The following is a 24,585-nucleotide window of genomic DNA, read 5'->3' on the forward strand; positions in this document are numbered from 1 at the left end:
ATGATATGGCTTTGAATCAATTCTAAATGATGCGAAACGGGAATACCCCTGTAATCTGTTTCTTATCGTCTGCCGTCCGCCCCCCACATCATTTTACTGCGAAGCGTGTCAAAGAAAATATGATTAAAGCGTTTTACTACTTTGACACTGTAATCTGCCCGGCGGATAGTGAGTTGGGTGGTTTCTTTGCACGTTTCACTTCGGCCGTCAATGGCAACGAGGAAGTTATGGCTGCGGCTTTCCACGTCCAATGTGATTTCCCAATCGTCTCGGATAACGATAGGACGGACGTTGAGGCTATGCGGAGCTACGGGAGTAATAACGACGGTGTTGGAATGGGGCACCATGATAGGACCGCCTACACTTAACGAATAGGCGGTGGAACCGGTGGGCGTGGCAATCACCAGCCCATCAGCCTGATAAGTGTTCAGGTATGCGCCGTTGATGGCTGTCCGGATACTAATCATAGAAGAACTGTCCCGTTTGAGAACGGCAATTTCGTTGAGGGCATAAGGGGCATCTTGCAAATGCTTGTCGTCACAGATGAGTTGAAGTACGCTTCGTTCTTCCACGCTATATCTTCCGGATTGAATTTCATCGAAGGTTTCTTCCATTTCTTCTGGAGAAATGTCTGCCAGAAATCCCAGACGTCCGGTATTAATTCCTAGAATGGGAATCCCTTTCTTTCCTACGCGGCGGGCGGCTTTCAGAAACGTTCCGTCGCCTCCGATACTGATTACCATATCGGCGGTAAAATTATCCCCGTCGAACAGATAGTCGGCATGAACATCCATTTTTAACTCTGCGGTCAGGAATTGATAAAAGTCCCTGCACATACATACTTCCGCTTTTTGTCTTCTCAACAGTTGGAATAGCCTGAGGGCATGCGAAGACTTCTTAGCTTGATAAGTATTTCCGAAAATGGCAAATTTCATAAGCGACATCATTAGTTATGGTTGCAAATTTGGCACTTTTTTCTGAGATAGCCAATCAGTTTGCGAATATTCGGTTTGGCGATATAGTAAAAGTGCCCGTAACTTCAACGGTGCTTTCACAAAATGTAATGATTTGCATAGTATTACAAATATGCGTCGGGTGGAAGGAAAGTACACAAAAGTATGCTTATTCTGTGTTTTCTTGTGGTTTTCTACTTTAAATAACCAAAAAAGAACCTATAATGCGTTTCGTATTATTAGGCAACTAATAATAATATTTGTATTTTTGCGCCAAATATTACGTAGAACTATGACTAAATTAAGTGTAAACATAAACAAGATTGCTACGCTGAGAAATGCTCGCGGAGGGAATGTGCCCGATGTAGTAAAGGTGGCGCTTGATTGTGAGTCTTTTGGCGCAGACGGCATCACTGTTCATCCCCGTCCTGACGAACGCCACATTCGTCGTTCGGATGTATATGATTTGCGTCCCCTGTTGAGGACTGAATTCAATATCGAAGGGTATCCGTCACCGGAATTTATAGATCTTGTGCTGAAGGTAAAGCCACATCAGGTCACATTGGTTCCCGATGATCCTTCACAGATCACTTCTAACTCCGGTTGGGACACGAAAGCTAATCTGGAATTTCTGACTGAAGTCCTCGATCAGTTCAACAGTGCAGGTATCCGCACTTCTGTTTTTGTAGCTGCTGATCCCGAAATGGTGGAATATGCGGCAAAAGCCGGAGCCGACCGCGTTGAACTTTATACCGAACCCTATGCGACGGATTTCCCGAAGAATCCGGAAGCAGCCATTGCCCCTTTTATCGAAGCGGCCAAAACTGCCCGTAAACTGGGTATCGGCCTGAATGCCGGACACGACCTGAGTCTTGTAAATTTAAACTATTTCTATAAAAACATTCCCTGGGTGGATGAAGTCTCTATCGGTCACGCATTGATTAGCGATGCACTGTATTTGGGACTGGAACGTACTATCCAGGAATATAAAAACTGTCTACGCTGATGAATGCAATGATCTTGTTAGCCCAAGGGGCTATGAATATGGCTGACTCGCTGGCTACCGCCAACCCCGTACTGACGGAGGTAAACGCTCCCGAAATGAATATGCTTGATATGGCTATCAAGGGTGGTTGGATTATGATTGTGCTGGGTGTGTTGTCCGTAGTCTGCTTTTACATCTTGTTCGAACGTAATTATATGATTCGCAAGGCGGGAAAAGAAGACCCTATGTTTATGGAACGTATCAAAGACTATATTCATAGTGGTGAGATCAAAGCAGCCATTAACTATTGCCGGACGATGAACACTCCTTCGGCCCGTATGATTGAGAAAGGTATCAGCCGTCTGGGACGTCCGATCAACGATGTACAGGCCGCTATTGAAAATGTGGGTAACATTGAAGTTGCGAAACTGGAAAAAGGGCTGACTGTAATGGCGACCATTTCCGGCGGTGCCCCGATGCTCGGATTCCTCGGTACGGTGACAGGTATGGTGCGCGCATTCTACGAAATGGCGAACGCCGGAAGCGGAAATATTGATATTACATTACTTTCCGGCGGTATCTACGAAGCAATGATTACTACTGTCGGCGGTCTGATTGTCGGTATTATTGCCATGTTTGCTTACAACTATCTGGTGATGCTGGTAGACCGCGTGGTAAACAAGATGGAATCTCGTACCATGGAATTTATGGACTTGCTGAACGAACCGGCTCAGAAGTGATTCATATTCCCCGAACTTATAACTTTATAATAACTCATAAACGTGGGATTAAAAAGAAGAAATAGAGTATCGCCCAATTTCAGTATGGCTTCCATGACGGATGTCATTTTCCTGTTGCTGATATTCTTTATGATAACCTCTACGGTGGTATCGCCCAATGCTATAAAGGTGTTGTTGCCGCAAGGCAAGCAGCAGACCTCGGCCAAACCGCTGACGAGAGTCATCATTGATAAAGACCTGAACTTCTATGCCGCTTTCGGTAATGAGAAGGAGAAGCCGTACGCCTTGAACGAACTGACTCCTTTCTTGCAGAGTTGTGCGGAAAAGGAGCCTGAAATGTATGTGGCGTTGTATGCGGATGAATCAGTACCTTATCGTGAAATAGTGCGGGTGCTGAACATTGCGAATGAGAATCATTTTAAGATGGTGCTGGCTACACGCCCGCCGGAAAATAAATAAGAAGAACGATGGACAGAAGAAAAAAGGGTGAATACGTAGGAGCGTTGGGTGCATTGTTGGTGCACGTGGCAGTGATTGCTCTTTTGATTCTGGTGAGCTTTACTGTCCCTCAACCGGATGAGGACGCAGGCGGAATCCCTGTAATGATGGGGAATGTGGATGCTGCGCGTGGCTTTGACGACCCATCGTTGGTCGATGTCGATGTGTTGGACGAAGAGGCCCCGGCTCCTGCTCAGACTCAGCCGGAACTCCCTTCGGAACAGGATTTGTTGACGCAGACCGAAGAAGAAACCGTCACTCTGAAACCGAAGACGGAGGAGCCCAAGAAGGAAACGGTAAAACCGAAAGAAGTAGTGAAACCGAAAAAGCCTGTGAAGAAGCCGGAGAAGACCGAGGCCGAGAAAGCGGCGGAAGCGAAACGCCTGGCTGAAGCGAAAGCGGAACGTGAACGTAAAGCTGCCGAAGAGGCCGCGAGAAAAAAAGTGGCCGGTGCTTTCGGCAAAGGTTCACAAATGACAGGGAACAAGGGAACATCAGCCGGTGGCACGGGAACGGAAGGCAGTAAGGAAGGTAATTCTTCCACCGGAGCAAAGACCGGAACGGGCGGTTACGGAACTTTTGACCTTGGCGGACGTTCTTTAGGTACGGGCAGTTTGCCCAAGCCTGCTTACAATGTGCAGGAAGAAGGACGTGTGGTGGTGAACATTACCGTGAATCCTGCAGGACAGGTTGTTGCAACCAGCATTAACCCTCAAACGAATACTGTAAACTCTGTTTTGCGGAAAGCCGCCGAAGATGCGGCCAGGAAAGCTCGTTTCAATACAGTGGACGGAGTGACCAACCAGACAGGGACAATCACTTATTATTTTAATTTGAGATAGTATCATTAACCAAAAATATAGGATTATGGGAACTGTATACGCTTTTTTTGCAGACGGGTTTGAAGAAATTGAAGCCTTTACTGCTATTGACACGCTAAGACGTGGCGGACTGAATGTGGAAATCGTATCCGTTACACCGGATGAAATTGTAGTAGGTGCACATGATGTATCTGTTCTTTGTGACATCAACTTCGATAATTGTGATTTCTTTGATGCCGAACTTCTGTTGTTGCCCGGAGGAATGCCGGGAGCAGCTACGCTTGATAAACATGAAGGATTGCGTAGATTGATTCTCGATTTCGCCGCCAAGAACAAACCGATTGCCGCTATTTGTGCTGCTCCGATGGTACTGGGCAAGCTGGGTCTGCTGAAAGGGAAGAAGGCGACTTGCTATCCTAGCTTCGAGCAATATCTGGAAGGTGCCGAATGTATCGATGCTCCGGTTGTTCGTGACGGAAATATCATTACGGGTATGGGACCGGGCGCTGCCATGGAATTTGCTTTGACTATCGTTGACTTGTTGGTAGGTAAAGAAAAAGTAGACGAGCTGGTAGAGGCGATGTGCGTTAAACGCTAAGTTGTCCATGAAGAAATATGTAATCATTGTTGCCGGTGGAAAGGGCTTGCGTATGGGGAGCGACCTCCCCAAACAGTTTCTTCCTGTCGGCGGTAAACCTGTATTGATGCATACACTGGAAGTTTTCCGGAAGTATGATGCGGCAATTCAACTTATTTTAGTCCTTCCACGGGAGCAGCAGGACTTTTGGAAGCAGCTCTGTCGGGAACACGATTTCGATGTGGAACATCGGGTGGCAGACGGAGGAGAAACTCGTTTCCATTCGGTGAAGAACGGTTTGGCATTGGTGCAGGCTCCTGGGCTGGTGGGAGTGCACGACGGTGTCCGTCCGTTTGTCTCGGTAGAAGTGATCCGTCGTTGTTATGATTTGGCAGAACAGCATAAAGCGGTGATTCCGGTTGTTGATGTAGTTGAAACGCTGCGCCATTTAACGGAAGTCGGAAGCGAGACTGTGAGCCGCAATGATTATAAATTGGTGCAGACGCCGCAAGTCTTTGACGTCGAACTGTTGAAGCAGGCTTATGAGCAGGAATTTACTCCGTTCTTTACTGATGACGCCTCGGTTGTGGAAGCAATGGGCGTACCCGTGCATCTTGCAGCAGGTAACCGTGAAAATATAAAAATAACGACTCCTTTCGACCTGAAAGTCGGGAGTGCTCTTTTGTAAATGTTTGATTTAGTCACACGCGACATAAAATTTATCTCCGGTGTAGGTCCTCAGAAGGCGGCTGTATTAAATAAGGAGTTAGGAATCTACTCCTTGCATGATTTGATTTACTATTTCCCCTACAAATACGTCGACCGGAGCCGCATCTATTACATTCACGAGATAGATGGCAATATGCCGTATATCCAACTGAAAGGTGAAATCCTTGGTTTCGAAACGATCGGTGAAGGCCGGCAGCGTCGTCTCACAGCTCATTTCTCGGATGGTACGGGAGTCGTGGACTTGGTGTGGTTTCAGGGAATAAAATACATCCTCGGCAAATACAAACTTCACGAAGAATATATCATCTTCGGCAAGCCGACCGTATTCAACGGGCGCATCAATCTAGCTCATCCCGATGTAGACAAGACGGATGACTTGAAACTTTCCTCCGTGGGACTTCAACCTTATTATAATACAACGGAGAAAATGAAGCGCAGCTTCCTCAACTCTCACGCGATTGAGAAGATGATGGCAACTGTCATTCTGCAGATACAGGAGCCTCTGCCTGAGACTCTCTCTCCCAAACTGTTGTCGGAACATCACTTGATGCCTTTGACAGAGGCTCTGCGGAATATCCATTTCCCGACTAATCCCGATTTATTACGCCGGGCGCAATATAGGCTTAAATTCGAGGAGCTCTTCTACGTACAGTTGAACATCTTGCGCTATGCCAAAGACAGGCAAAGAAGGTATCGCGGCTATATCTTTGAAAAAGTGGGCGACGTATTCAACACGTTTTATACAAAGAACCTTCCTTTCCAACTGACAGGCGCACAGAAACGAGTGCTGAAAGAAATTCGGAATGACGTGGGTAGCGGTCGGCAGATGAACCGTCTTTTGCAGGGAGATGTAGGTAGTGGGAAAACTTTAGTCGCCTTGATGAGTATGTTGCTGGCGTTGGATAACGGCTACCAAGCCTGCATGATGGCGCCTACGGAAATATTAGCGAACCAGCATTACGAAACGATTAAGGAGTTACTGTTCGGTATGGATATCCGCGTGGAACTGCTGACGGGCTCTATCAAAGGAAAAAGGAGGGAAGCCATTCTCACCGGTTTGCTGACAGGAGATGTGAAAATACTGATCGGGACCCATGCGGTTATTGAGGATACCGTTAATTTTTCTTCTCTCGGTTTTGTGGTTATTGACGAACAACACCGCTTTGGCGTGGCGCAACGTGCCCGCCTTTGGAGTAAGAATATTCAACCGCCGCACGTGCTCGTCATGACCGCCACTCCTATTCCCCGGACGTTGGCGATGACTTTATACGGTGACTTGGATGTGTCCGTCATCGACGAACTACCTCCGGGACGGAAACCGATTGCTACTGTTCACCAGTTCGACAACCGCCGGGAAAGCCTGTATCGCTCTGTACGCAAGCAGATTGAGGAAGGACGGCAGGTTTATATTGTCTATCCTTTAATAAAGGAAAGTGAGAAAATAGACTTGAAGAACCTCGAAGAAGGCTATCAGCATATCCTGGAAGAATTTCCCGAATGTACTGTATGTAAAGTGCATGGCAAAATGAAGGCTGCCGAAAAGGATGAACAAATGCAACTTTTCATTTCAGGCAAAGCGCAAATAATGGTTGCCACTACAGTGATCGAAGTCGGCGTGAACGTACCGAATGCTTCGGTGATGATTATAGAGAATGCCGAACGTTTCGGACTTTCGCAACTGCATCAGTTGCGCGGTCGGGTAGGGCGTGGCGCCGACCAGTCTTATTGTATTCTGGTGACAAATTATAAACTGACCGAAGATACTCGTAAGCGACTGGAGATAATGGTGCGCACAAATGACGGCTTTGAAATAGCGGAAGCTGATTTGAAGTTGCGCGGTCCCGGTGACTTGGAAGGGACGCAGCAGAGTGGTGTCGCCTTCGATTTGAAAATTGCGGATATTGCCCGTGACGGACAATTGCTGCAATACGTCCGTGCGATAGCCGAAGATATTGTAGAACATGATCCCGGTGCACAGAGTCCGGAGAATGAAATACTGTGGCGGCAACTCAAATCCTTGCGGAAAACGAATGTTAACTGGGCTGCCATTAGTTGAAAAACGGTTAAACATGCAGTTTATTTGCGGGAATGTGTTGCAAAACATGTTTTGCTTCTATTCTCCCTATTCATAGGGATTTAACGCCTGAATGTTTGTCTTATTTCCGGCTAATCATCTGAAAAATAGTTAATAACTCTCTTGTTGTTTCATCGGAAAATGCTACCTTTGGAGGAATTTTTTTAGTAAATGTATAGTTTAACCATTAGAAAAGTCGTATATCATGCTTGAAAAAACGCTGGTCATTTTAAAGCCTTGTACCCTCCAACGGGGATTGGTTGGTGAGATTACTCATCGTTTTGAACGTAAAGGACTGCGGTTGGCCGGCATGAAGATGATGCAACTGACTGATGAATTATTGAGCGAACATTATGCCCACTTGAGCAGCAAGCCTTTCTTTCAAAGAGTGAAAGATTCCATGATGACAGCTCCTGTCATTGTTTGTTGTTTCGAAGGTGTGGATGCTATTCAAACTGTCCGTATGTTGGCGGGTCCGACAAATGGACGTCTGGCTGCCCCGGGAACTATTCGTGGGGATTACAGTATGAGCTTTCAGGAAAATATAGTTCATGCTTCTGATTCTCCGGAGACCGCAGCTATCGAGTTAACGAGATTTTTTAAACCGGAAGAAATATTCGATTACAAACAGGCGACATTTGACTACCTGTATGCAAATGACGAATATTAATTGAATTGACAAAGAACGAATGAATTTCAATTGTATTATTAAAACAGGATTGGTAGCTGTTGCGACTATGGTTAGTTTGAGCTCTTTCTCACAAGACCTGATTGCTCGTCAAGCACCGATAGACAAGAAATTAAAAACAGTAGACTCTTTGGCATTGCAAAAGCAAATCCGTGCCGAACAGTCGGAATATCCCGCCCTAAGTCTCTATCCAAACTGGAACAACCAGTATGTACACGCTTACGGAAACGCTATTATCCCTGATACTTACACTATCGACCTGACAGGTTTCCACATGCCGACTCCCAGCACGAAAATCACTTCGCCTTTCGGTCCCCGTTGGAGAAGAATGCACAACGGTCTGGACTTGAAAGTAAATATCGGTGATACTATTGTAGCAGCTTTCGACGGTAAAGTGCGTATTGTGAAATATGAGCGCAGAGGATATGGTAAGTATGTCGTTATCCGTCATGATAATGGATTGGAAACTGTATACGGACACTTGTCCAAACAACTAGTTGAAGAAAATCAGCTGGTCAAGGCCGGTGAAGTAATCGGATTAGGTGGTAATACCGGACGCTCAACCGGTTCTCATCTTCATTTTGAAACCCGTTTCCTCGGAATCGCAATCAATCCTATTTATATGTTCGACTTTCCGAAACAAGATATCGTAGCCGATACCTATACGTTCAGGAGGACTCAAGGTTCGTCGAAACGTGCCGGTTCTCATGACACGCAAGTGGCTGACGGTACAATCCGCTATCATAAAGTTAAGAGTGGTGATACTTTGTCGCGTATTGCCAAGTTGCGTGGTGTATCAGTCAGTACACTTTGTAAGTTGAATCGTATCAAACCGACTACAACTTTGCGCATCGGGCAAGTTTTGCGCTGTTCATAAACAGCATTGCTTATAAAACAGTAATACAACAATACCTTTAGAAGAGGGCACTTTAATATAATTTAGAGTGCCCTCTTTCTGTTTTCACTTAATTATTGTTACCTTTGCGCACTATTTGGAAGAAAATGAAAGATACCAAGCAACAATTTGAACATGTCATCGCTATTTGCCGTGACTTATATTCCAAGAAGCTGCACGATTACGGGCCTGCATGGCGTATTCTGCGTCCGGCTTCGGTGACTGACCAGATTTTTATCAAAGCCAACCGGATTCGTAGTATTGAAACAAAAGGTGTAACTTTGGTTGACGAGGGAATTCGTTCCGAGTTTATTGCGATTGTCAATTACGGTATTATAGGGCTTATTCAGTTGGAACTGGGGTATGCCGAGTCTGCCGACATCAGCATTGAAGAAGCGTTGGCTTTGTATGATAAATATGTCAAAGAGGCTCTGGAACTGATGCTTGCCAAGAACCACGACTATGACGAGGCATGGCGCAGTATGCGTATCAGCTCTTACACAGACTTGATTTTAATGAAAATATACCGTACCAAGCAGATCGAAAGTCTGTCTGGCAACACGTTGGTGTCCGAAGGAATCGACGCCAATTACATGGATATGATTAATTACTCTGTATTCGGATTGATTAAGATAGAATTTGAAGGTTAAGAATTTACATATCATTCAGGAGGTAATAGCGAATATCAGTCGCTTTATTTTGGCGGCTGCATTTATCTTTTCCGGATTTGTAAAGGCAGTAGATCCACTGGGATTCCAGTACAAGATACAGGACTATCTGGCTGCATTCGGAATGGCTTCCTGGTTTCCTTCATTCTTCCCGTTATTGGGAGGTATCGCATTATCTGCCATAGAGTTTTCAATCGGTATCTTTTTGTTCTTTGGTGTCCGGAGAACAGTGGCTTCCACGTTGGCGTTGATGTTGATGAGTTTTATGACACCGTTGACATTGTATCTGGCAATCTTCAATCCGGTGTCCGACTGCGGGTGTTTTGGAGATGCTTGGGTGCTGACTAATTGGGAGACATTTATCAAGAACGTACTCTTGTTGCTTGCTGCAATCGGAGCGTTCAAAGGCAGGAAGATGTTGGTCCGCTTTATCAGTCAAAAAATGGAATGGCTTGTTTCTCTGTACACGCTGTTTTTTGTGTTTACGTTGTCGTTCTATTGTCTTGACCGTTTGCCGGTATTGGACTTCCGTCCCTACAAGGTAGGAAAGAATATACTGGAAGGAATGACGATGCCGGAAGGAGCGAAACCGAGTGTATATGAAAGTGTCTTTATTTTGGAGAAGAACGGAGAAAAGAAAGAATTTACACTGGAGAATTATCCGGATAGCACATGGACATTTGTTGATACACACACTGTACTCAAAGAAAAAGGATACGAGCCGGCTATTCATGATTTCTCTATGATAGAACTGAATACGGGAGAGGACATCACGGAAGATGTACTGACTGATATGGGGTACACATTCCTGTTGGTCGCCCACCGGATTGAAGAAGCGGATGACAGTAATATAGACTTGATTAATGAAGTCTATGATTACTCGGTGGAGCATGGCTATAAGTTTTATTGCCTCACTTCTTCACCGGAGGAGCAGATAGAACTGTGGAAGGATAAGACCGGGGCGGAATACCCTTTCTGCCAAATGGATGATATTACACTGAAGACGATGATTCGCTCTAACCCGGGATTGATGCTGATTAAGAATGGGACTATTCTGAACAAATGGAGTGACGAGGATATCCCGGATGAATACGTACTGACCGACAAACTGGAGAATCTGCCGTTAGGACAACAGAAGGTCGGTAATGATGTGCATACGGTTGGCTTTGTGTTCTTGTGGTTCGTTATTCCATTACTGCTGGTGCTTGGAGTAGATGTGTTGGTCGTTCGTCGTAGGGAAAGGAGAAATACCAGAAAAGCTGCGGAAGCTAAGAAGCAAAAGAGTGAAGTGCAAAACATCGTTCCGAAGGTTGGTGAAGAACAAAAAGAAGAGGAGCCGGTTACTGATGGCAGTGATGATTGATAAATTGATACTATCTTCATCTTCCGGAAGGAGGAGAGTGGAGATACTACCGAGACTGATTGTCCGGCTTTGATATAAAGAATGGAAATGGATTTATTAACCCTTTAAATAAAAAACAAAATGAGAAAGAACATTGTTGCAGGAAACTGGAAAATGAACAAAACCCTTCAAGAGGGTATCGCTTTGGCAAAAGAACTGAACGAAGCATTGGCTAATGAAAAGCCTAACTGTGATGTAATCATCTGTACTCCGTTTATCCACCTGGCTTCTGTTACTCCGTTGGTAGACGCTGCCAAGATTGGTGTAGGCGCTGAAAACTGTGCAGATAAAGCATCTGGTGCTTATACAGGTGAAGTTTCTGCTGAGATGGTCGCTTCTACAGGTGCAAAATATGTAATCCTGGGTCACTCTGAACGCCGTGCTTACTATGGCGAAACAGTAGCTATCCTCGAAGAAAAAGTAAAATTGGCTTTGGCTAACGGTCTGACTCCGATTTTCTGTATCGGCGAAGTATTGGAAGAACGCGAAGCTAACAAGCAGAACGAAGTAGTAGCTGCTCAAATGGAATCTGTATTCTCTTTGTCTGCTGAAGACTTCTCTAAGATTATCCTGGCTTACGAACCTGTTTGGGCAATCGGTACAGGAAAAACTGCTACTCCGGAACAAGCACAGGAAATCCATGCTTTCATCCGTTCAATCGTAGCTAATAAATATGGTAAGGAAATCGCTGACAACGCTTCTATCCTTTATGGTGGTAGCTGCAAGCCTTCCAACGCTAAAGAACTGTTCTCTAACCCTGACGTAGACGGTGGTCTGATTGGTGGTGCCGCTCTTAAAGTATCTGATTTCAAGGGAATCATTGATGCTTTCAACGCGTAATTAAAACTTATTTCGGGCACGGGCGGATTATATAGTCCGTGCCTAAATACAATTATCAAATGAAGAAACTAGCTTTACTTATCTTGCTGTTTGTTTTGGCTGGCGCCAGTGCACAGGCACAGAACATTGTGAAAAGCCTCGAACGTAACGTTCCGGGACAAGGAAAGGTGACCATTCACCAAGATCCCCGCATTGAAGCGATGATTGGTATGGAACGTCCTGCAACCGGTGAACAGAAAGTCATGAAGGGTTCCGGCTTCCGGATACAGGCGTATGCCGGTAACAATACTCGTCAAGCAAAGAATGATGCTTATCGTGTGTCATCACAGGTAAAAGTGTATTTCCCGGAGCTGGCAGTGTATACGTCGTTCAATCCGCCCCGTTGGCTTTGTCGTGTGGGTGATTTCCGGAGTATAGAAGAAGCTGACGCGATGATGCGCAAAATGAAAGCTACTGGTGTGTTTAAAGAAGTTTCTATTGTAAAAGACGAGGTTAATATTCCTTTATAAATCTATCATGTTAGGAAAAGAAGAAATTGTCTCTCCAAATCTGGAGGAGTTGAAAAGTCATTATCACAGTATTATTACCTTGTTGGGCGAAGACGCCGAACGGGAAGGTTTGTTGAAAACTCCGGAACGGGTGGCTAAAGCAATGTTGAGTTTGACAAAAGGTTATCACATGGACCCTCACGAGGTGCTCCGTTCTGCTAAATTTCAGGAAGAATACAGTCAAATGGTGATTGTGAAGGACATTGATTTCTTCTCTCTTTGCGAGCATCACATGCTGCCGTTCTACGGAAAGGCACACGTGGCTTATATTCCCAACGGCTACATCACCGGGCTGAGTAAGATTGCTCGTGTAGTCGATATCTTTTCTCATCGCTTGCAAGTGCAGGAACGTATGACGTTGCAAATCAAGGAATGCATCCAGGAAACATTAAACCCGCTGGGGGTAATGGTGGTAGTGGAAGCTAAACACATGTGTATGCAAATGCGTGGTGTGGAAAAACAAAACTCAATTACTACTACTTCTGACTTCACAGGGGCTTTCAACCAGGCAAAGACGCGTGAAGAATTTATGAATCTTATCCAACACGGAACAACATTATAGGGGAAGTTGCCGTGAAATGGATAAAGTTATGCTCCGGCATCAATGAGAAAAGGTATTTGGTTTTGATAAAGGAGATGCTTCCTGTCGGAGGCTACCGCACATATGGCGACGAAAATAATTTATCGCAATACGACTCTGTCTCCCAAACGTTTTGCCATAATACTTTGTATCCCTCTCAAGTCATTATAACGTATCATTAAGGCATTACATTTTTCTTCGTCATGTGCAAGAGCCGGATCCTGCAAGGCATAAAGCATGTGTTTTAATTCTTCCGTGACAATAGCATATTTGAAATTAATCATCAACATCGGAACCAGTTCGTAGAGCCGTTCTTCATCTGTCACAATCTTCTGGGACTTGGAGTGGTATTTGCTAAGTTGATAGCGGACATTAATCAGGTCTACGCTCAATTTGCTGATGACAGGATCGGGATGTGCCAGAAAATATCGTTCCGCTACGAATCCGGCATTATGTATATGTGCGGCAGCCTCCGACAGGATTTGCCGGTGCAACGGGTTGTGGAAAGCCAGATCGTCTTCCTTTAAATCGTTGATAACATATTCAATTACGGTTACCGGAATTTCATTCCCTTCCTCATCTGTTAGGTTACACATAATCTTTTCTCCGTAACGGACCACGGCTTGTAAAATCAACCGTTCAAATTTATAGAACTCCTGTCCCTCTTTACCTTCCTGTGGGATGAAAGAAGCGTAATTGTCTTCTTGCAGGGCAGGTGGAACGTTCAGATAGTTACCGTCGCCATCTACTTCGGGAGCTAGCATGACATCTTCAGGAGGCATAGGTATGCCGTTGTCGGAAGAGGGAGATGCAGTTGCACCGCCTTGTGTCATGTTAGCCGTTCTTTCAGCGATACGGCGGTCACGTTCTGTTTGTTCAGCTCGTTTCTCCGCTTGCGTTTCCCGTCTTTTGGCTACTTCCGATACCAGTAATTTATCTTCTATGTGCAGCAGCTGCGCACATTCTTTGATATAGACGTCGCGTACAATCGCTTCCGGTATGACGGAGATGCTTTGCACCAGATTACCGATAAGCTCTGCACGTTTGATCGGGTCTTTTCCTGCATCTTCCAGTAATAAGTTGGTTTTAAAACGGATAAAGTCCGTTTCATGTTCTGCAATGAAGGCTTGAAACTCCGTGGAGTTATGTTTGCGGGCAAAAGAGTCCGGGTCGTCACCGTCGGGAAGAAGGCAGACTTTGATGTTCATTCCTTCTTCAAGGAGCATATCAATGCCGCGGATAGAAGCCTTGATACCTGCTGCGTCACCGTCGTAAAGTACGGTCATGTTGTTGGTGAAACGGTGAATCATGCGGATTTGTCCCGGTGTAAGAGCAGTTCCTGAAGAAGCGACCACATTCTCTATGCCGGACTGATGCATGGAAATGACATCCGTATATCCTTCCACAAGAAAACAACGGTCTTGTTTCACAATCGCCTGTTTGGCAAAATAAATGCCGTATAATTCGTTACTTTTATGATAGATTTCCGATTCGGGAGAGTTGACGTACTTAACTTTTACGCCTTTTGTGGCACTGGCAAGCACACGTCCACCGAAGGCAACTACTTTGCCGGAGAGAGTGTGGACAGGGAAAATGACACGTCCCCAGAAACGGTCCCGCAAACGGTGGTCGTCGGTTTCGTAGCAGAGTCCGGTTTTTACCAGATATTCTTTCTTATATCCTTTTTGTAGCGCTTCCTTGGCAAGTGCATCGTGGCTCTCGGTACAATATCCCAACTGGAATTTCTCGATGATATCATCCCGGAAACCGCGGTTGCGAAAGTAAGCCATACCGATACTGCGACCGTCTACGTGGTTCTTCAGTATATTCTGAAAATAGTCGCGGGCGAAGTTATTGACAATGAACAGACTCTCGCGCTCACTTTGCACCAGCTTCTCTTCATCGCTCAACTCTCTTTCTTTAATTTCGATATTATACTTCTTGGCAAGGTATCTCAGTGCCTCCGGATAAGACATCTGTTCGTGCGCCATGATAAAGTGCACGGCGTTGCCCCCTTGTCCGCAGGCGAAACATTTGCAGAGTCCTTTAGCGGGTGAAACATAAAAGGAAGGAGTTTTGTCACTGTGGAACGGGCACAAACCAACATAATTGACACCGCGCTTGCGCAGGGTGACAAAATCTGAAACGACATCCATAATCTGTGCCGCATCCAATATCCGGTCTATGGTAGCTTGATCTATCATTCTTTCTTTTCTCCTGTGAATCCGTTTTTGCGGATACAAAGGTACACATAAAAAAATCCCCTGCAAAGAACTTTTTTGCAGGGGACCGTTAAATCTTACCTATATCGGCCGGGGATTATTTAATCTTTTCCCGGATCTTCGTCAGATACTTTTTCATGCCTTCCGCATCTTTATTCTCAATGATTTCGAGAAGGTTCTTCAGCTCTGTCCGGATATTGGTTACTTGGCCCGGAGTGCGCGGGTTGAACAGGATTTCCTGAAGCAGGTAGTCGTCTTCGCTGAGCAGTCCTTTGGCAATGGCCATGTGTTTTTTGAAAGTAGTTCCCGGTGCTTCCTGATGTTTCATAACCGCTGCGAATACGAAAGTCGAAACGAACGGGATAGACAGGGAGTAGGCTACCGTTTCATCGTGTTCATCGAAAGTATATTCGAAGATGTTCAGTCGCAATGTCTGATACAGGTCTTTGAAGAATATCTTTCCGAGGTGGTCTCCTTCACTGATGATAATGGCATTTTCGCTGCTTAGGTTGCTAAGGCTGGCGAAAGTCGGGCCAAACATCGGGTGACTGGATACATATCGGAAGCCGCTTTCTTCGTAGAACTTCTTCAGTCCTGTTTTTACAGAGGCAATATCACTAATGATGCAGTCTTTGGGCAGTACGGGCAGCACTTTGCGAAAAGCGTCCAACGTATACTTTACTGTCACGGCATTTATGACCAGTTCGGGCTCAAATTCCTTAATCTCCTCCAATGTGGTGAAACGATACGTGTTATAGACGAAACGCAGTTGGTGCGGGTTGACGTCGAACACGGCCGTCTCATGTTGAAAGCTCAATATGTCAGTAAAGAAGGAGCCCATTTTGCCGGCTCCGAGGATTAATATTCTCATATTCTTATTTATTAAAGTTTCGCATATACTGCCTTCCGTATGGCTTTCTCTCTCAGAGGGAAGGGTACCGGTAGGGATGAGGTATATTTTTCTTTTAAAAAGGTATATTCATTATTTTTCCTACCACCTCCCCCTACGGGTACTCCTCCTTCCCGAAGGAGGAGAAGCTATGCAGAAAGCTTACGAAGCTTCAGTTTATTACCTGATTATTTATTAATAATTTCCATTTGTTGACGAACGGATTCTTCATGGATTGCTTCAAATATTTTTTTCATAAACTCTGCATCCATGCCGCATTGTTCACCTTGTGCACCGCGCTTTTCAAGAATCTCATTATAACGTCCGGCCTGGAGAACGGTGATTCCGTGTTCTTTCTTGTAAGTACCGATTTCGCGGGCGATGCGCATTCTTTTTGCTAATTCCTGAATGATGTTATCATCGCATTCATCGATTTGCTTACGAAGTTGGGACAAGCTTTCGGTAGTCTGGGTTTCGGTGCGGATAACCAGTAAATTGAGGATGTAGTCGAGTACGTCCGGGGTCACTTGTTGTGAAGCGTCGCTCCATGCGCAATCCGGGTTACAGTGACTTTCCACAATCAGACCGTCGAAGTTCAGGTCCATAGCCTGCTGGCAAAGCGGGGCTATCAATTCACGCTTTCCTCCGATATGGCTCGGGTCGCAGAAGATAGGCAGATTAGGAATGCGGCGGCGCAATTCGATAGGAATGTGCCATTGGGGGAGGTTGCGGTATATCTTTTTATCGTAGCTGCTGAAACCGCGGTGGATAGCACCCAGACGTTTCAGACCTGCATTGCTGATACGTTCCAAAGCTCCGATCCACAGCTCAAGATCCGGATTCACGGGATTCTTGACCAATACCGGGATATCAACACCTTTCAATGCATCGGCGATTTCCTGTACGGCGAAAGGGTTGGCAGTGGTACGTGCGCCTACCCAAAGAATATCGATTCCGGCTTTCAGGCATTCGTAAACGTGCTTGGCAGTAGCTACTTCAGTAGAAACATACATTCCTGTTTCCTTCTTCACTTCTTTCAACCAGGCAAGACCCTCTACACCGATTCCTTCGAAACCTCCCGGTTTGGTACGTGGTTTCCAGATTCCGGCACGGAATATTTTCTGTCCTTTGGCTGCCAGTTGTCTGGCGGTATCCATTACTTGTTCTTCAGTCTCTGCGCTACATGGGCCGGCGATGACGATTGGTCTTTTGGCTTCTATGCCCGGTAATAAAATTGATTCGAGTTCCATATTCTTATTTGTTTTTTATTCTTTTAATTCTTTCCAGTGCTTCTGCTAACTTATTGTCTTTGCAGCAGAGCGAGATACGGATATATCTTGCTCCGTTGCTGCCGAAGATAAATCCCGGTGTGATGAACACTCTCGCTTCATGCAATACTTTCTCCGTCAGTTCTTCCACATCCTTGCAGGAATCGGGTATCTTGCCCCAGAGAAACATACCGACTTGTTTCTCATCGTAGGTGCAACCGAGTGCTTTCATTATTTCACCGGCAAGGTGACGGCGGTTCCGGTAGTTCCGGTTGTTTCCGTCGTACCAGTCGGCTTCGGCTTCCAGGGCGGTTGCAGCCGCCAGTTGCATGGCGCGGAACATTCCACTGTCGATGTTGCTTTTCACTTTCAATATCCATTGTACGAATTCGGGATTTGACGCTAACATTCCGATACGCCAGCCCGGCATATTGTGGCTTTTGCTCATGGAATTGAATTCAATACAACATTCTTTAGCTCCCGGCACGCTCAGAATACTAATTGGCTTTTCGTTTAGGATAAAGCTGTACGGATTGTCGTTGACAATCACGAGATTCTTCCGGCGGGCAAAGTCAACGAGACGTTCATACAGTTCCGGAGTGGCGTTTGCGCCTGTCGGCATATTCGGGTAATTGGTCCACATCAACTTTACGCGGCCCAAATCCATATTCTCCAGAGTTTCGAAATCGGGCATCCAGCCATCTTTCTCTTTCAGGTCGTAGTTGATAACTTCCGCGCCGAGTATCTTGCTCAAAGAAGTATAAGTGGGATATCCCGGGTTCGGTACCAATACCTGTTCTCCCGGATTGACGAAAGCCAGTGTGACATGGAGGATTCCTTCCTTCGAGCCGATTAAAGGTTGTATTTCCGTGTTCGGGTTCAGGTCGACTCCATACCAGCGTTGATACCATGCTGCGAAACCTTTGCGAAGTTCGGGGATACCTACATACGGTTGGTAACCGTGTCCGTTCAGGTCGTGGGCATTATTGCACAATGTTTCGATTGTCTTTTCCGAAGGTGGCATATCAGGGCTTCCGATACCCAGACTTATCACGTCTTTTCCTTCCGCATTCATTTGTGCTACTTCTTTCAGTTTCTTAGAGAAGTAGTATTCGCTTACACTTGCCAGTCTGTCGGCGGGAGCGATCTTATACGTTTGATTTACCTTCTGCATATTCGCCTAATATTTTAAGTTCTTTGGTTAATGGAGTGATTGCTGCGATCGATTGTTTGTATCTCAGATAGTCGTTGAAAGCTACGTCCACATAAAACTGGTATTCCCATTCCCGTCCGATAATCGGCAACGACTGTATCTTAGTGAGGTTGATGTTGTAAAACGACAGGATAGACAACACTTGTGACAAGCTGCCTTCCGAGTGCGGCAGTGTGAATACCATGTTCGCCTTATTGATCGTGTTTGTGCGGTGCTGGCGGAGTTCGTCCACTTGCCACGGGTCGGCAACGACTAGAAAACGGGTAAAGTTATGCTTATTTGTTTCGATACCTTCTTGAAGGACTTTCATTCCATAACGTTCGGCGGCTATCTTGGAGCAGATAGCGGCGTGTCCTTTCAGATTTCCGTTCTTGATAGCCTCTGCGCTGCGTGCCGTATCTTCACCTTCCACTACTTTTAGTTGTGGGTGCTGGTTCAGGAAATCACGGCACTGCATCAGGGCGATAGGGTGGGAGTTGACTTCCGTCAGGTCTTCCCAACTTTCATCGGGCAGGCAGACGAAGCTGTGCGAGATGCGCAGTTTGTATTCACCGATAATTTGTGTACCGCTTTGTCTCAACAACTCGTTGTTGTGCAGCAAGCTGCCTGCAATCGTATTCTCTATGGCTAGCATTCCGATAACCTGACTGTCTTTACGTATCGAGGTAAACACGTCTTCGAAACTGGCACAACAGATTAACTCTATTTCTTCTCCCTCGAAGTACTTGTGTGCGGCGATATCGTGATATGAGCCGAGTGTTCCTTGAATTGCTATTTTTTTCATTGTTATAAATGTATTATATAAAAAAATCCCGCGTCCATATTGGAGCGGGATTCATATGATTGATTTCTCTTATTCAGTCCTTAAGCATCATGTCACTTGATACATACAAACTCCCGCTCTACTTTCTGGCTAAAGTAAAAGTAAAAAAAGAAGTAATATGCATAAGTAAATGATCTCATACGAGTCTTTGTTTTTTTGCTTTGGTTTCTAATTCTGGGGCAAAAGTAATACTTTTCTGCTAAACGCAAACAAAAAGCGATACTTTTTTTGTTTTCTCTGCAAAAAAGAATGAAAAAGACATGGGATACCCTCTGTCGGAACGGGTTGAATGACTTCCGCCAATCAGAAGATTCCCGGCAATGCTTCCTGTTTTGGGCCGAGGTTCTTGAATTCTCCGTTCAGGCTGGCCTCATCTTTCGGATTCAGTTCCAATGACCTCTTCATATCTTCTACAGAACCGTCTTTATCTCCATTCAGCAGTTTGGCGCGGCCGCGTTCTTTGTATGCTTCTGCAAAGTTGGGGTTCAGTTCGATTGCTTCGTCGAACAGACTGATAGCTTCTGTCAACTTCTTCTGGTTGATGAAAAGTTGTCCCAGGTAGAGATATGCCTGTTCGTTGAAAGGATTCACTTCTGTTACAAGTTGGTAGTCGGCTTCTGCTTCTTCTTCCTGTCCGTTGGCTTCTTTCACTTTGCCGCGCAGGAGGATAGCGGTTTCTTCTTCCGGGTTCTGTGCCAGTACGGCGTCAATGTCTTCCATTGTTTCTTTATATTGCTTCATTTTCAGCAATGCTTCCGCACGCATCAGGCGGGCTTCGATGAAATCATCTTTCAAGGCAATCGCTTTTGTCAGGTGGGCAATCGTCATTAGGTCGTCGTCCTGTCCTTTACGGGCTTTGCCTAACAGATAGTGTGCCACTGCATTTCCCTCCTCGATAGCGATCGCTTTGCTGGCAGCTTCTTCCATTGCTTTGTAGTCCTCCTGTATGAAGCACACATTGGCCAATGTCAGGAATGTGTTTGTCACATGAGGTTCCATGATTGCCATTTTTTCCAGCAGTTCGCGGGCCTTTTCGGTTTCGCCCGTCTGGATATAAAGCTGGCTGAGATAACCCATTGTCTCGAAATCTTCTTCGATAGCAAGGGCCTCTGTGAAACATTTTACTGCGTAATCCGGACGTCCCATACGTTGTGCACGCAGACCGTCATATTTGAAGATCTCGAATCTTTTCCGGTCGTTTTTCTGTTTTTCACTTTCCGGTGTTTCTGACTTTCCGGAGAAGAAAGATTTAAAAAAGTTCGGCATGATGATATGTTGTTTTTGAGTTTATCTGCAAATGTAATAACTTATTTTGATATATGTAACATTCCGTCCTGCATCTTCAGCTCACCTTCTTCCAATAAATATTGGATTACCCGGCTGATATCTTCTCTTTCTGCTTCAATGGCATTCGCTATTCCGGCAGGGGGCAAACTTTTCCGGGCAAGCAGTTCCAGGATTTGTTTTCTCATTTCTCTGAAAGAGTCTTCGGGCAGGCAGTCCGTTTCGTGACGATTCAGACAGACGTCGCATTGCTTGCAGTTATGCTCATTTTTTTCTCCGAAATAACGAAGCAACATCCGGCTCCGGCAAACGCTTTCGGAAGTGACATATTCTTCCATGGCTTTGATACGTGCTTCGTACCGGGCTTTGCGCTCTTCGTAGACAGAAGCCGGAATGTGCAGGTAACGTAGTTCCAGCCGCTCGCGCGTGTATATTATATAAGGTGTCTTTTTGTGCGGGATATAATCTACGATACGGCGTTTGGTCAGTGTCACCAATATATTATAAATTTGCTGGCGTGTCAATCCGGTGCGGATAGCCAGTGTGTCTTCGCTGATATAAGCATAATCGGTAAATACTCCCGTGTAGGAACGGAGAATGGTCTGTATCAGAGTTTCCGCTTCCGTACCCATTTCCCGTAGTTTATACAGCTCGTCCCGCCGGATTGTAAAAAGAATGCGGGAAGCATTGTCCTGTTCGTCCGTATACTCCAGATAGCCGGCTTGCGTCAGTATTTTCAACGCACTGTCCACCGGCACGGGGAAGTATTTGAACTTCCTGCAAAATTCTTCCAGGTTGAACTCACGGATACATTGGAATCCGTCACCCATGGCCATTTGGTAGTAATATTGCAGATGTTCGTATACCTGGAGGATATATTCTTTTTCGGGGAAAGTGTCCGCCACCCGTTTGTGCAATGTCATTTTGTCGGATTTGGCATACAGGATAACGGCATAGGCTTTCAGCCCGTCCCTTCCTGCCCGTCCGGCTTCTTGAAAGTACGCTTCGGGAGAGTCGGGAAGGTCGATATGCAGTACGATACGGACATCAGGCTTGTCGATGCCCATGCCGAAAGCGTTGGTGGCTACCATGACGCGGATTTCTCCGTTCTGCCAGCGTTTCTGCCGGAGGTCTTTTACGGCATTGTCCAGTCCGGCATGATAGAAGTCGGCGGTAATGCCTTCCTGCATTAATAATTCGGTGATTTCTTTGGTGCGTCTCCTGTTGCGGACATAGATAATTGCGCTGCCGTCTATCCTTTTCAGGATATGTAGCAGTTCTCCCGTCTTATTGTCCGTTTTGCGGACGATATATGCCAGATTCTTCCGTTCGAAACTCATACGGAAAACATTCTCTTCGCGAAAGTTCAGCCGTGACTGAATATCTTTTACGACTTCCGGAGTAGCCGTTGCCGTTAGTGCCAGCACCGGAACACCCGGCAGCAGTTCCCGTATTTCTGCTATCTTCAGGTAAGCCGGACGGAAATCATACCCCCATTGTGAGATACAGTGGCTTTCGTCTACCGTAATCATGGAGACCTTCATTGAACGAAGTTTGATACGGAATATTTCCGTATCCAGCCGTTCCGGAGAGATATAAAGGAACTTATAGTCGCCGAAGATACAGTTTTCCAGCGCAGTGACAATCTCCTGACGTGTCATGCCAGAATATATGGCGAGCGCTTTGATTCCGCGTTTGCGCAGATTCTGCACCTGGTCTTTCATCAGGGCGATGAGGGGGGTAATGACAATACAAAGTCCACTCTGGGCGAGAGCGGGCACCTGGAATGTGATAGATTTGCCACCTCCGGTCGGCATTAGCCCCAGCGTGTCCTTACCTTCGCCTATACTGGTGATGATCTCCTCCTGCAAGTCGCGGAAGGAGTCATATCCCCAATATTGTTTTAATATCTCCTGATACTTATTCAATCGGCTTTATATCTTCGATTTGAAGTTGGACTTCGCCACGCTTGTGCGTGTTTTCTTCAATGGTGTAACAAATGTCGAAGGAGCGCTTTGTCTTGATATAGCGCACGTGCGAACTTTGTCCGAATGCGATACCGTTCATTACATTGTTCGACTTGTTGTCAACCAGTTCCAATTTGATATGTTCCTGGTCGCGTCCCACCACTTTGCTTGTACCGTAGTCATATACATGATGCGTACAGAAAATCGGCTTCATATTGTCCGGGCCGAAAGGATTGAACTTCTTCAGGTCACTGAAGAACCTGGGCGTAATATCCCTGAAATCAATTTCAGCATCGATGTCGATTACCGCACTGGTCTGTTCGGGCAGGATATGCTGCGAAACGAAGTCCTCGAACCGCTTGGTGAAAGCCTCCACATTCTCTACTTTCATGGATAATCCGGCAGCGTATGTATGCCCTCCGAAGTTCTCAAGCAAGTCGCGGCAATGTTCGATCGCCTTATAAACATCAAAACCGGAAACGGAGCGTGCCGAACCGGTTGCCATGTCATCTGTCCGTGTCAGTACGACGGCGGGACGATAATAAACTTCTGTCAGGCGGGAAGCTACGATACCGATCACCCCTTTGTGCCATTCTTCATTGTAGAGAACGATAGAACGCCGTTCGGCCAATCCTTCCAGATTGGCGACAATGTTGTTGGCTTCTTCTGTCATGCTCTTGTCGAGGTCCTTGCGGGTTTCGTTGTACTGGTTGATTTGTCCTGCTTTCTCCAGTGCAACCGAGAAATCTTTCTCCGTGAGCAGGTCGACCGCTTCTTTTCCATTCTGGATACGTCCCGAAGCATTGATGCGCGGTCCGATTTTGAACACGATATCGCTGACAGTGATTTCCCGTTCGGAGAGTCCGCAGACGTCAATAATTGCTTTCATTCCCACACTCGGGTTACTGTTCAGCTGTTTCAGTCCGTGAAAAGCAAGAATACGGTTCTCGCCCATAATCGGCACGATGTCCGAAGCGATACTTACCGCTACCAGATCGAGCAGAGGAATCAAGTGATGAAACTCGATACCGTTGCTGATAGCAAATGCCTGCATGAACTTGAAACCGACACCGCAACCCGAAAGGTGTGTGTACGGATACGTATTGTCCGGACGTTTGGCGTTTAGGATGGCTACGGCAGGAGGAAGGATGTCGTCCGGCACGTGGTGGTCGCAGATGATAAAATCAATACCTTTCTCTTTGGCATACGTTATTTCCTCCACTGCTTTGATGCCGCAATCGAGTACAATAATCAATCCTACACCGGTTTCAGCGGCATAGTCCACTCCTTTTTTAGAAATGCCATACCCTTCGTTATAGCGGTCGGGTATGTAATAATCCAAGTTCGAATAGAACTGTTGGATAAACTTGTAGACCAGTGCTACGGCGGTAGTTCCGTCTACATCATAATCTCCATAAATCAGAATACGCTCTTTCTTTCCCATAGCCTTATTCAGACGTTCTACTGCAATATCCATGTCGTTCATTAGGAACGGATCGTGCAGGTCGGGCAATTGCGGGCGGAAAAACTTCTTGGCGTCAACCGCCTTCGTTATTCCCCGCTGTACCAAAAGTTGTCCAAGTATCGGGCTAATCCCTAATTCCTGGGCCAATGTCTGGCTTGTCTCTGCCTGTTCGGGTGTAATGGGTTGATAATTCCATTTGTGATTCATTTTATATATTGTTTTTTCTTTTTCTGCTCTCAGGGGTCAGAAAGGCACTTCTTCCCAACAAGGGGTAAAAGTACGAAAAAAACCGGAGGTGAGTGTAGATATGACGAAAATATTTCAAAGGGGATAGAAAATCGGAAGTTTGCTAATGGTGGCATTAAGTGTTTACGGTGGCTTTTTAATAGATGACTTCTTTGGCATTAAGATCAAAGTTCTCCGGAATTAAAACTAAACTTCTCTTGGATAAGGATT

Annotated in this window: 23 protein-coding genes; 14 read left to right on the forward strand and 9 right to left on the reverse strand. The window is 45.8% G+C overall.

Translation table 11 applies throughout. The annotated features are described in order from the left end of the window. Positions 1 to 62 precede the first annotated feature (62 nt). Positions 63 to 935 carry an NAD kinase gene (locus BHV72_RS08305; RefSeq protein ID WP_005679819.1) on the reverse strand — a complete coding sequence of 291 codons (873 nt, stop codon included), beginning with the start codon at positions 933 to 935 and terminating at the stop codon, positions 63 to 65. A gap of 310 nt (positions 936 to 1,245) precedes the next feature. Here BHV72_RS08305 and BHV72_RS08310 point away from each other — a divergent pair, with 310 nt between their 5' ends. From BHV72_RS08310 to folE, 14 genes are all read left to right on the forward strand, one after another. Beyond that, positions 1,246 to 1,959 (forward strand): pyridoxine 5'-phosphate synthase, encoded by a 714-nt coding sequence (locus BHV72_RS08310; RefSeq protein WP_005679192.1) that lies wholly within the window; start codon positions 1,246 to 1,248, stop codon positions 1,957 to 1,959. Next, the gene (locus tag BHV72_RS08315) at positions 1,959 to 2,678 is read left to right on the forward strand and encodes a MotA/TolQ/ExbB proton channel family protein (RefSeq protein ID WP_005679193.1); all 720 of its coding nucleotides are present in this window, start codon (positions 1,959 to 1,961) and stop codon (positions 2,676 to 2,678) included. The genes BHV72_RS08310 and BHV72_RS08315 overlap by 1 nt, the downstream gene beginning before the upstream one ends. Positions 2,679 to 2,720: 42 nt before the next feature. Further along, the gene (locus BHV72_RS08320) at positions 2,721 to 3,137 is read left to right on the forward strand and encodes an ExbD/TolR family protein (protein WP_022042298.1); all 417 of its coding nucleotides are present in this window, start codon (positions 2,721 to 2,723) and stop codon (positions 3,135 to 3,137) included. An 8-nt stretch (positions 3,138 to 3,145) separates the two neighbouring features. Further along, positions 3,146 to 4,018, forward strand: coding sequence for a cell envelope integrity protein TolA (gene tolA / locus BHV72_RS08325; protein ID WP_022042299.1), 873 nt, complete (start codon positions 3,146 to 3,148; stop codon positions 4,016 to 4,018). A 25-nt stretch (positions 4,019 to 4,043) separates the two neighbouring features. Beyond that, positions 4,044 to 4,595, forward strand: coding sequence for a DJ-1 family glyoxalase III (locus BHV72_RS08330; RefSeq protein WP_005679197.1), 552 nt, complete (start codon positions 4,044 to 4,046; stop codon positions 4,593 to 4,595). A 7-nt stretch (positions 4,596 to 4,602) separates the two neighbouring features. Beyond that, a complete protein-coding gene (locus BHV72_RS08335; protein WP_022042301.1) occupies positions 4,603 to 5,262 on the forward strand; it encodes a 2-C-methyl-D-erythritol 4-phosphate cytidylyltransferase in 660 nt (219 codons plus the stop codon). Next, a complete protein-coding gene (gene recG, locus BHV72_RS08340; RefSeq protein ID WP_005679200.1) occupies positions 5,263 to 7,359 on the forward strand; it encodes an ATP-dependent DNA helicase RecG in 2,097 nt (698 codons plus the stop codon). 223 nt (positions 7,360 to 7,582) lie between these two features. Further along, entirely contained in the window at positions 7,583 to 8,047 is a 465-nt protein-coding gene (ndk, locus tag BHV72_RS08345) for a nucleoside-diphosphate kinase (protein WP_022042302.1), read from the forward strand. Positions 8,048 to 8,066: 19 nt separating this feature from the next. Then, a complete protein-coding gene (locus BHV72_RS08350; protein ID WP_122294794.1) occupies positions 8,067 to 8,942 on the forward strand; it encodes a peptidoglycan DD-metalloendopeptidase family protein in 876 nt (291 codons plus the stop codon). A gap of 125 nt (positions 8,943 to 9,067) precedes the next feature. Then, a complete protein-coding gene (locus BHV72_RS08355; RefSeq protein ID WP_005677047.1) occupies positions 9,068 to 9,610 on the forward strand; it encodes a DUF1599 domain-containing protein in 543 nt (180 codons plus the stop codon). After that, entirely contained in the window at positions 9,600 to 10,991 is a 1,392-nt protein-coding gene (locus BHV72_RS08360) for a BT_3928 family protein (protein WP_122294796.1), read from the forward strand. Before BHV72_RS08355 ends, BHV72_RS08360 begins: the two co-directional genes overlap by 11 nt. 120 nt (positions 10,992 to 11,111) lie before the next feature. Further along, complete coding sequence (gene tpiA, locus BHV72_RS08365; RefSeq protein ID WP_122294798.1) at positions 11,112 to 11,870, forward strand: triose-phosphate isomerase; 759 nt, start codon at positions 11,112 to 11,114, stop codon at positions 11,868 to 11,870. 59 nt (positions 11,871 to 11,929) lie between these two features. Continuing rightward, the gene (locus tag BHV72_RS08370) at positions 11,930 to 12,379 is read left to right on the forward strand and encodes an SPOR domain-containing protein (protein WP_122134289.1); all 450 of its coding nucleotides are present in this window, start codon (positions 11,930 to 11,932) and stop codon (positions 12,377 to 12,379) included. Positions 12,380 to 12,386: 7 nt separating this feature from the next. Continuing rightward, on the forward strand, positions 12,387 to 12,980 hold the full coding sequence (gene folE / locus BHV72_RS08375; RefSeq protein WP_005677051.1) for a GTP cyclohydrolase I FolE: 594 nt from the start codon (positions 12,387 to 12,389) through the stop codon (positions 12,978 to 12,980). A 119-nt stretch (positions 12,981 to 13,099) separates the two neighbouring features. Here the strand turns inward: folE and dnaG are convergent, their stop codons facing one another. From dnaG to recJ, 8 genes are all read right to left on the reverse strand, one after another. Beyond that, positions 13,100 to 15,202 carry a DNA primase gene (gene dnaG, locus BHV72_RS08380; protein WP_122294800.1) on the reverse strand — a complete coding sequence of 701 codons (2,103 nt, stop codon included), beginning with the start codon at positions 15,200 to 15,202 and terminating at the stop codon, positions 13,100 to 13,102. A 115-nt stretch (positions 15,203 to 15,317) separates the two neighbouring features. After that, positions 15,318 to 16,091, reverse strand: a complete 774-nt coding sequence (locus BHV72_RS08385; protein WP_005677055.1) for a prephenate dehydrogenase — start codon at positions 16,089 to 16,091, stop codon at positions 15,318 to 15,320. 206 nt (positions 16,092 to 16,297) lie between these two features. Beyond that, positions 16,298 to 17,359 carry a bifunctional 3-deoxy-7-phosphoheptulonate synthase/chorismate mutase type II gene (locus tag BHV72_RS08390; RefSeq protein ID WP_005677057.1) on the reverse strand — a complete coding sequence of 354 codons (1,062 nt, stop codon included), beginning with the start codon at positions 17,357 to 17,359 and terminating at the stop codon, positions 16,298 to 16,300. 4 nt (positions 17,360 to 17,363) lie between these two features. Continuing rightward, positions 17,364 to 18,551: a pyridoxal phosphate-dependent aminotransferase gene (locus BHV72_RS08395; RefSeq protein ID WP_286855579.1), complete on the reverse strand. Its 1,188-nt coding sequence runs from the start codon at positions 18,549 to 18,551 to the stop codon at positions 17,364 to 17,366. Continuing rightward, the gene (locus tag BHV72_RS08400; RefSeq protein WP_005677059.1) at positions 18,526 to 19,374 is read right to left on the reverse strand and encodes a prephenate dehydratase; all 849 of its coding nucleotides are present in this window, start codon (positions 19,372 to 19,374) and stop codon (positions 18,526 to 18,528) included. The genes BHV72_RS08395 and BHV72_RS08400 overlap by 26 nt, the downstream gene beginning before the upstream one ends. A 342-nt stretch (positions 19,375 to 19,716) precedes the next feature. After that, positions 19,717 to 20,679, reverse strand: a complete 963-nt coding sequence (locus BHV72_RS08405) for a tetratricopeptide repeat protein (protein WP_005677060.1) — start codon at positions 20,677 to 20,679, stop codon at positions 19,717 to 19,719. 41 nt (positions 20,680 to 20,720) lie between these two features. Beyond that, positions 20,721 to 22,625: a RecQ family ATP-dependent DNA helicase gene (locus BHV72_RS08410; RefSeq protein ID WP_022042307.1), complete on the reverse strand. Its 1,905-nt coding sequence runs from the start codon at positions 22,623 to 22,625 to the stop codon at positions 20,721 to 20,723. Further along, the gene (recJ, locus tag BHV72_RS08415) at positions 22,618 to 24,336 is read right to left on the reverse strand and encodes a single-stranded-DNA-specific exonuclease RecJ (RefSeq protein WP_005677064.1); all 1,719 of its coding nucleotides are present in this window, start codon (positions 24,334 to 24,336) and stop codon (positions 22,618 to 22,620) included. Before recJ ends, BHV72_RS08410 begins: the two co-directional genes overlap by 8 nt. Positions 24,337 to 24,585 lie beyond the last annotated feature (249 nt).

The organism is Bacteroides sp. 43_46 (genome assembly GCF_001915455.1).
Taxonomy (GTDB): domain Bacteria; phylum Bacteroidota; class Bacteroidia; order Bacteroidales; family Bacteroidaceae; genus Bacteroides; species Bacteroides caccae.

What these genes read in the sequence shown, in the direction of transcription:
- BHV72_RS08305 (WP_005679819.1), bottom strand. Translation starts at nt 935, where the DNA reads ATGAAATTTGCCATTTTCGGAAATACTTATCAAGCTAAGAAGTCTTCG.
- BHV72_RS08310 (WP_005679192.1), top strand. Translation starts at nt 1,246, where the DNA reads ATGACTAAATTAAGTGTAAACATAAACAAGATTGCTACGCTGAGAAAT.
- BHV72_RS08315 (WP_005679193.1), top strand. Translation starts at nt 1,959, where the DNA reads ATGAATGCAATGATCTTGTTAGCCCAAGGGGCTATGAATATGGCTGAC.
- tolA (WP_022042299.1), top strand. Translation starts at nt 3,146, where the DNA reads ATGGACAGAAGAAAAAAGGGTGAATACGTAGGAGCGTTGGGTGCATTG.
- BHV72_RS08330 (WP_005679197.1), top strand. Translation starts at nt 4,044, where the DNA reads ATGGGAACTGTATACGCTTTTTTTGCAGACGGGTTTGAAGAAATTGAA.
- BHV72_RS08335 (WP_022042301.1), top strand. Translation starts at nt 4,603, where the DNA reads ATGAAGAAATATGTAATCATTGTTGCCGGTGGAAAGGGCTTGCGTATG.
- recG (WP_005679200.1), top strand. Translation starts at nt 5,263, where the DNA reads ATGTTTGATTTAGTCACACGCGACATAAAATTTATCTCCGGTGTAGGT.
- ndk (WP_022042302.1), top strand. Translation starts at nt 7,583, where the DNA reads ATGCTTGAAAAAACGCTGGTCATTTTAAAGCCTTGTACCCTCCAACGG.
- BHV72_RS08350 (WP_122294794.1), top strand. Translation starts at nt 8,067, where the DNA reads ATGAATTTCAATTGTATTATTAAAACAGGATTGGTAGCTGTTGCGACT.
- BHV72_RS08355 (WP_005677047.1), top strand. Translation starts at nt 9,068, where the DNA reads ATGAAAGATACCAAGCAACAATTTGAACATGTCATCGCTATTTGCCGT.
- tpiA (WP_122294798.1), top strand. Translation starts at nt 11,112, where the DNA reads ATGAGAAAGAACATTGTTGCAGGAAACTGGAAAATGAACAAAACCCTT.
- BHV72_RS08370 (WP_122134289.1), top strand. Translation starts at nt 11,930, where the DNA reads ATGAAGAAACTAGCTTTACTTATCTTGCTGTTTGTTTTGGCTGGCGCC.
- folE (WP_005677051.1), top strand. Translation starts at nt 12,387, where the DNA reads ATGTTAGGAAAAGAAGAAATTGTCTCTCCAAATCTGGAGGAGTTGAAA.
- dnaG (WP_122294800.1), bottom strand. Translation starts at nt 15,202, where the DNA reads ATGATAGATCAAGCTACCATAGACCGGATATTGGATGCGGCACAGATT.
- BHV72_RS08385 (WP_005677055.1), bottom strand. Translation starts at nt 16,091, where the DNA reads ATGAGAATATTAATCCTCGGAGCCGGCAAAATGGGCTCCTTCTTTACT.
- BHV72_RS08390 (WP_005677057.1), bottom strand. Translation starts at nt 17,359, where the DNA reads ATGGAACTCGAATCAATTTTATTACCGGGCATAGAAGCCAAAAGACCA.
- BHV72_RS08395 (WP_286855579.1), bottom strand. Translation starts at nt 18,551, where the DNA reads ATGCAGAAGGTAAATCAAACGTATAAGATCGCTCCCGCCGACAGACTG.
- BHV72_RS08400 (WP_005677059.1), bottom strand. Translation starts at nt 19,374, where the DNA reads ATGAAAAAAATAGCAATTCAAGGAACACTCGGCTCATATCACGATATC.
- BHV72_RS08405 (WP_005677060.1), bottom strand. Translation starts at nt 20,679, where the DNA reads ATGCCGAACTTTTTTAAATCTTTCTTCTCCGGAAAGTCAGAAACACCG.
- recJ (WP_005677064.1), bottom strand. Translation starts at nt 24,336, where the DNA reads ATGAATCACAAATGGAATTATCAACCCATTACACCCGAACAGGCAGAG.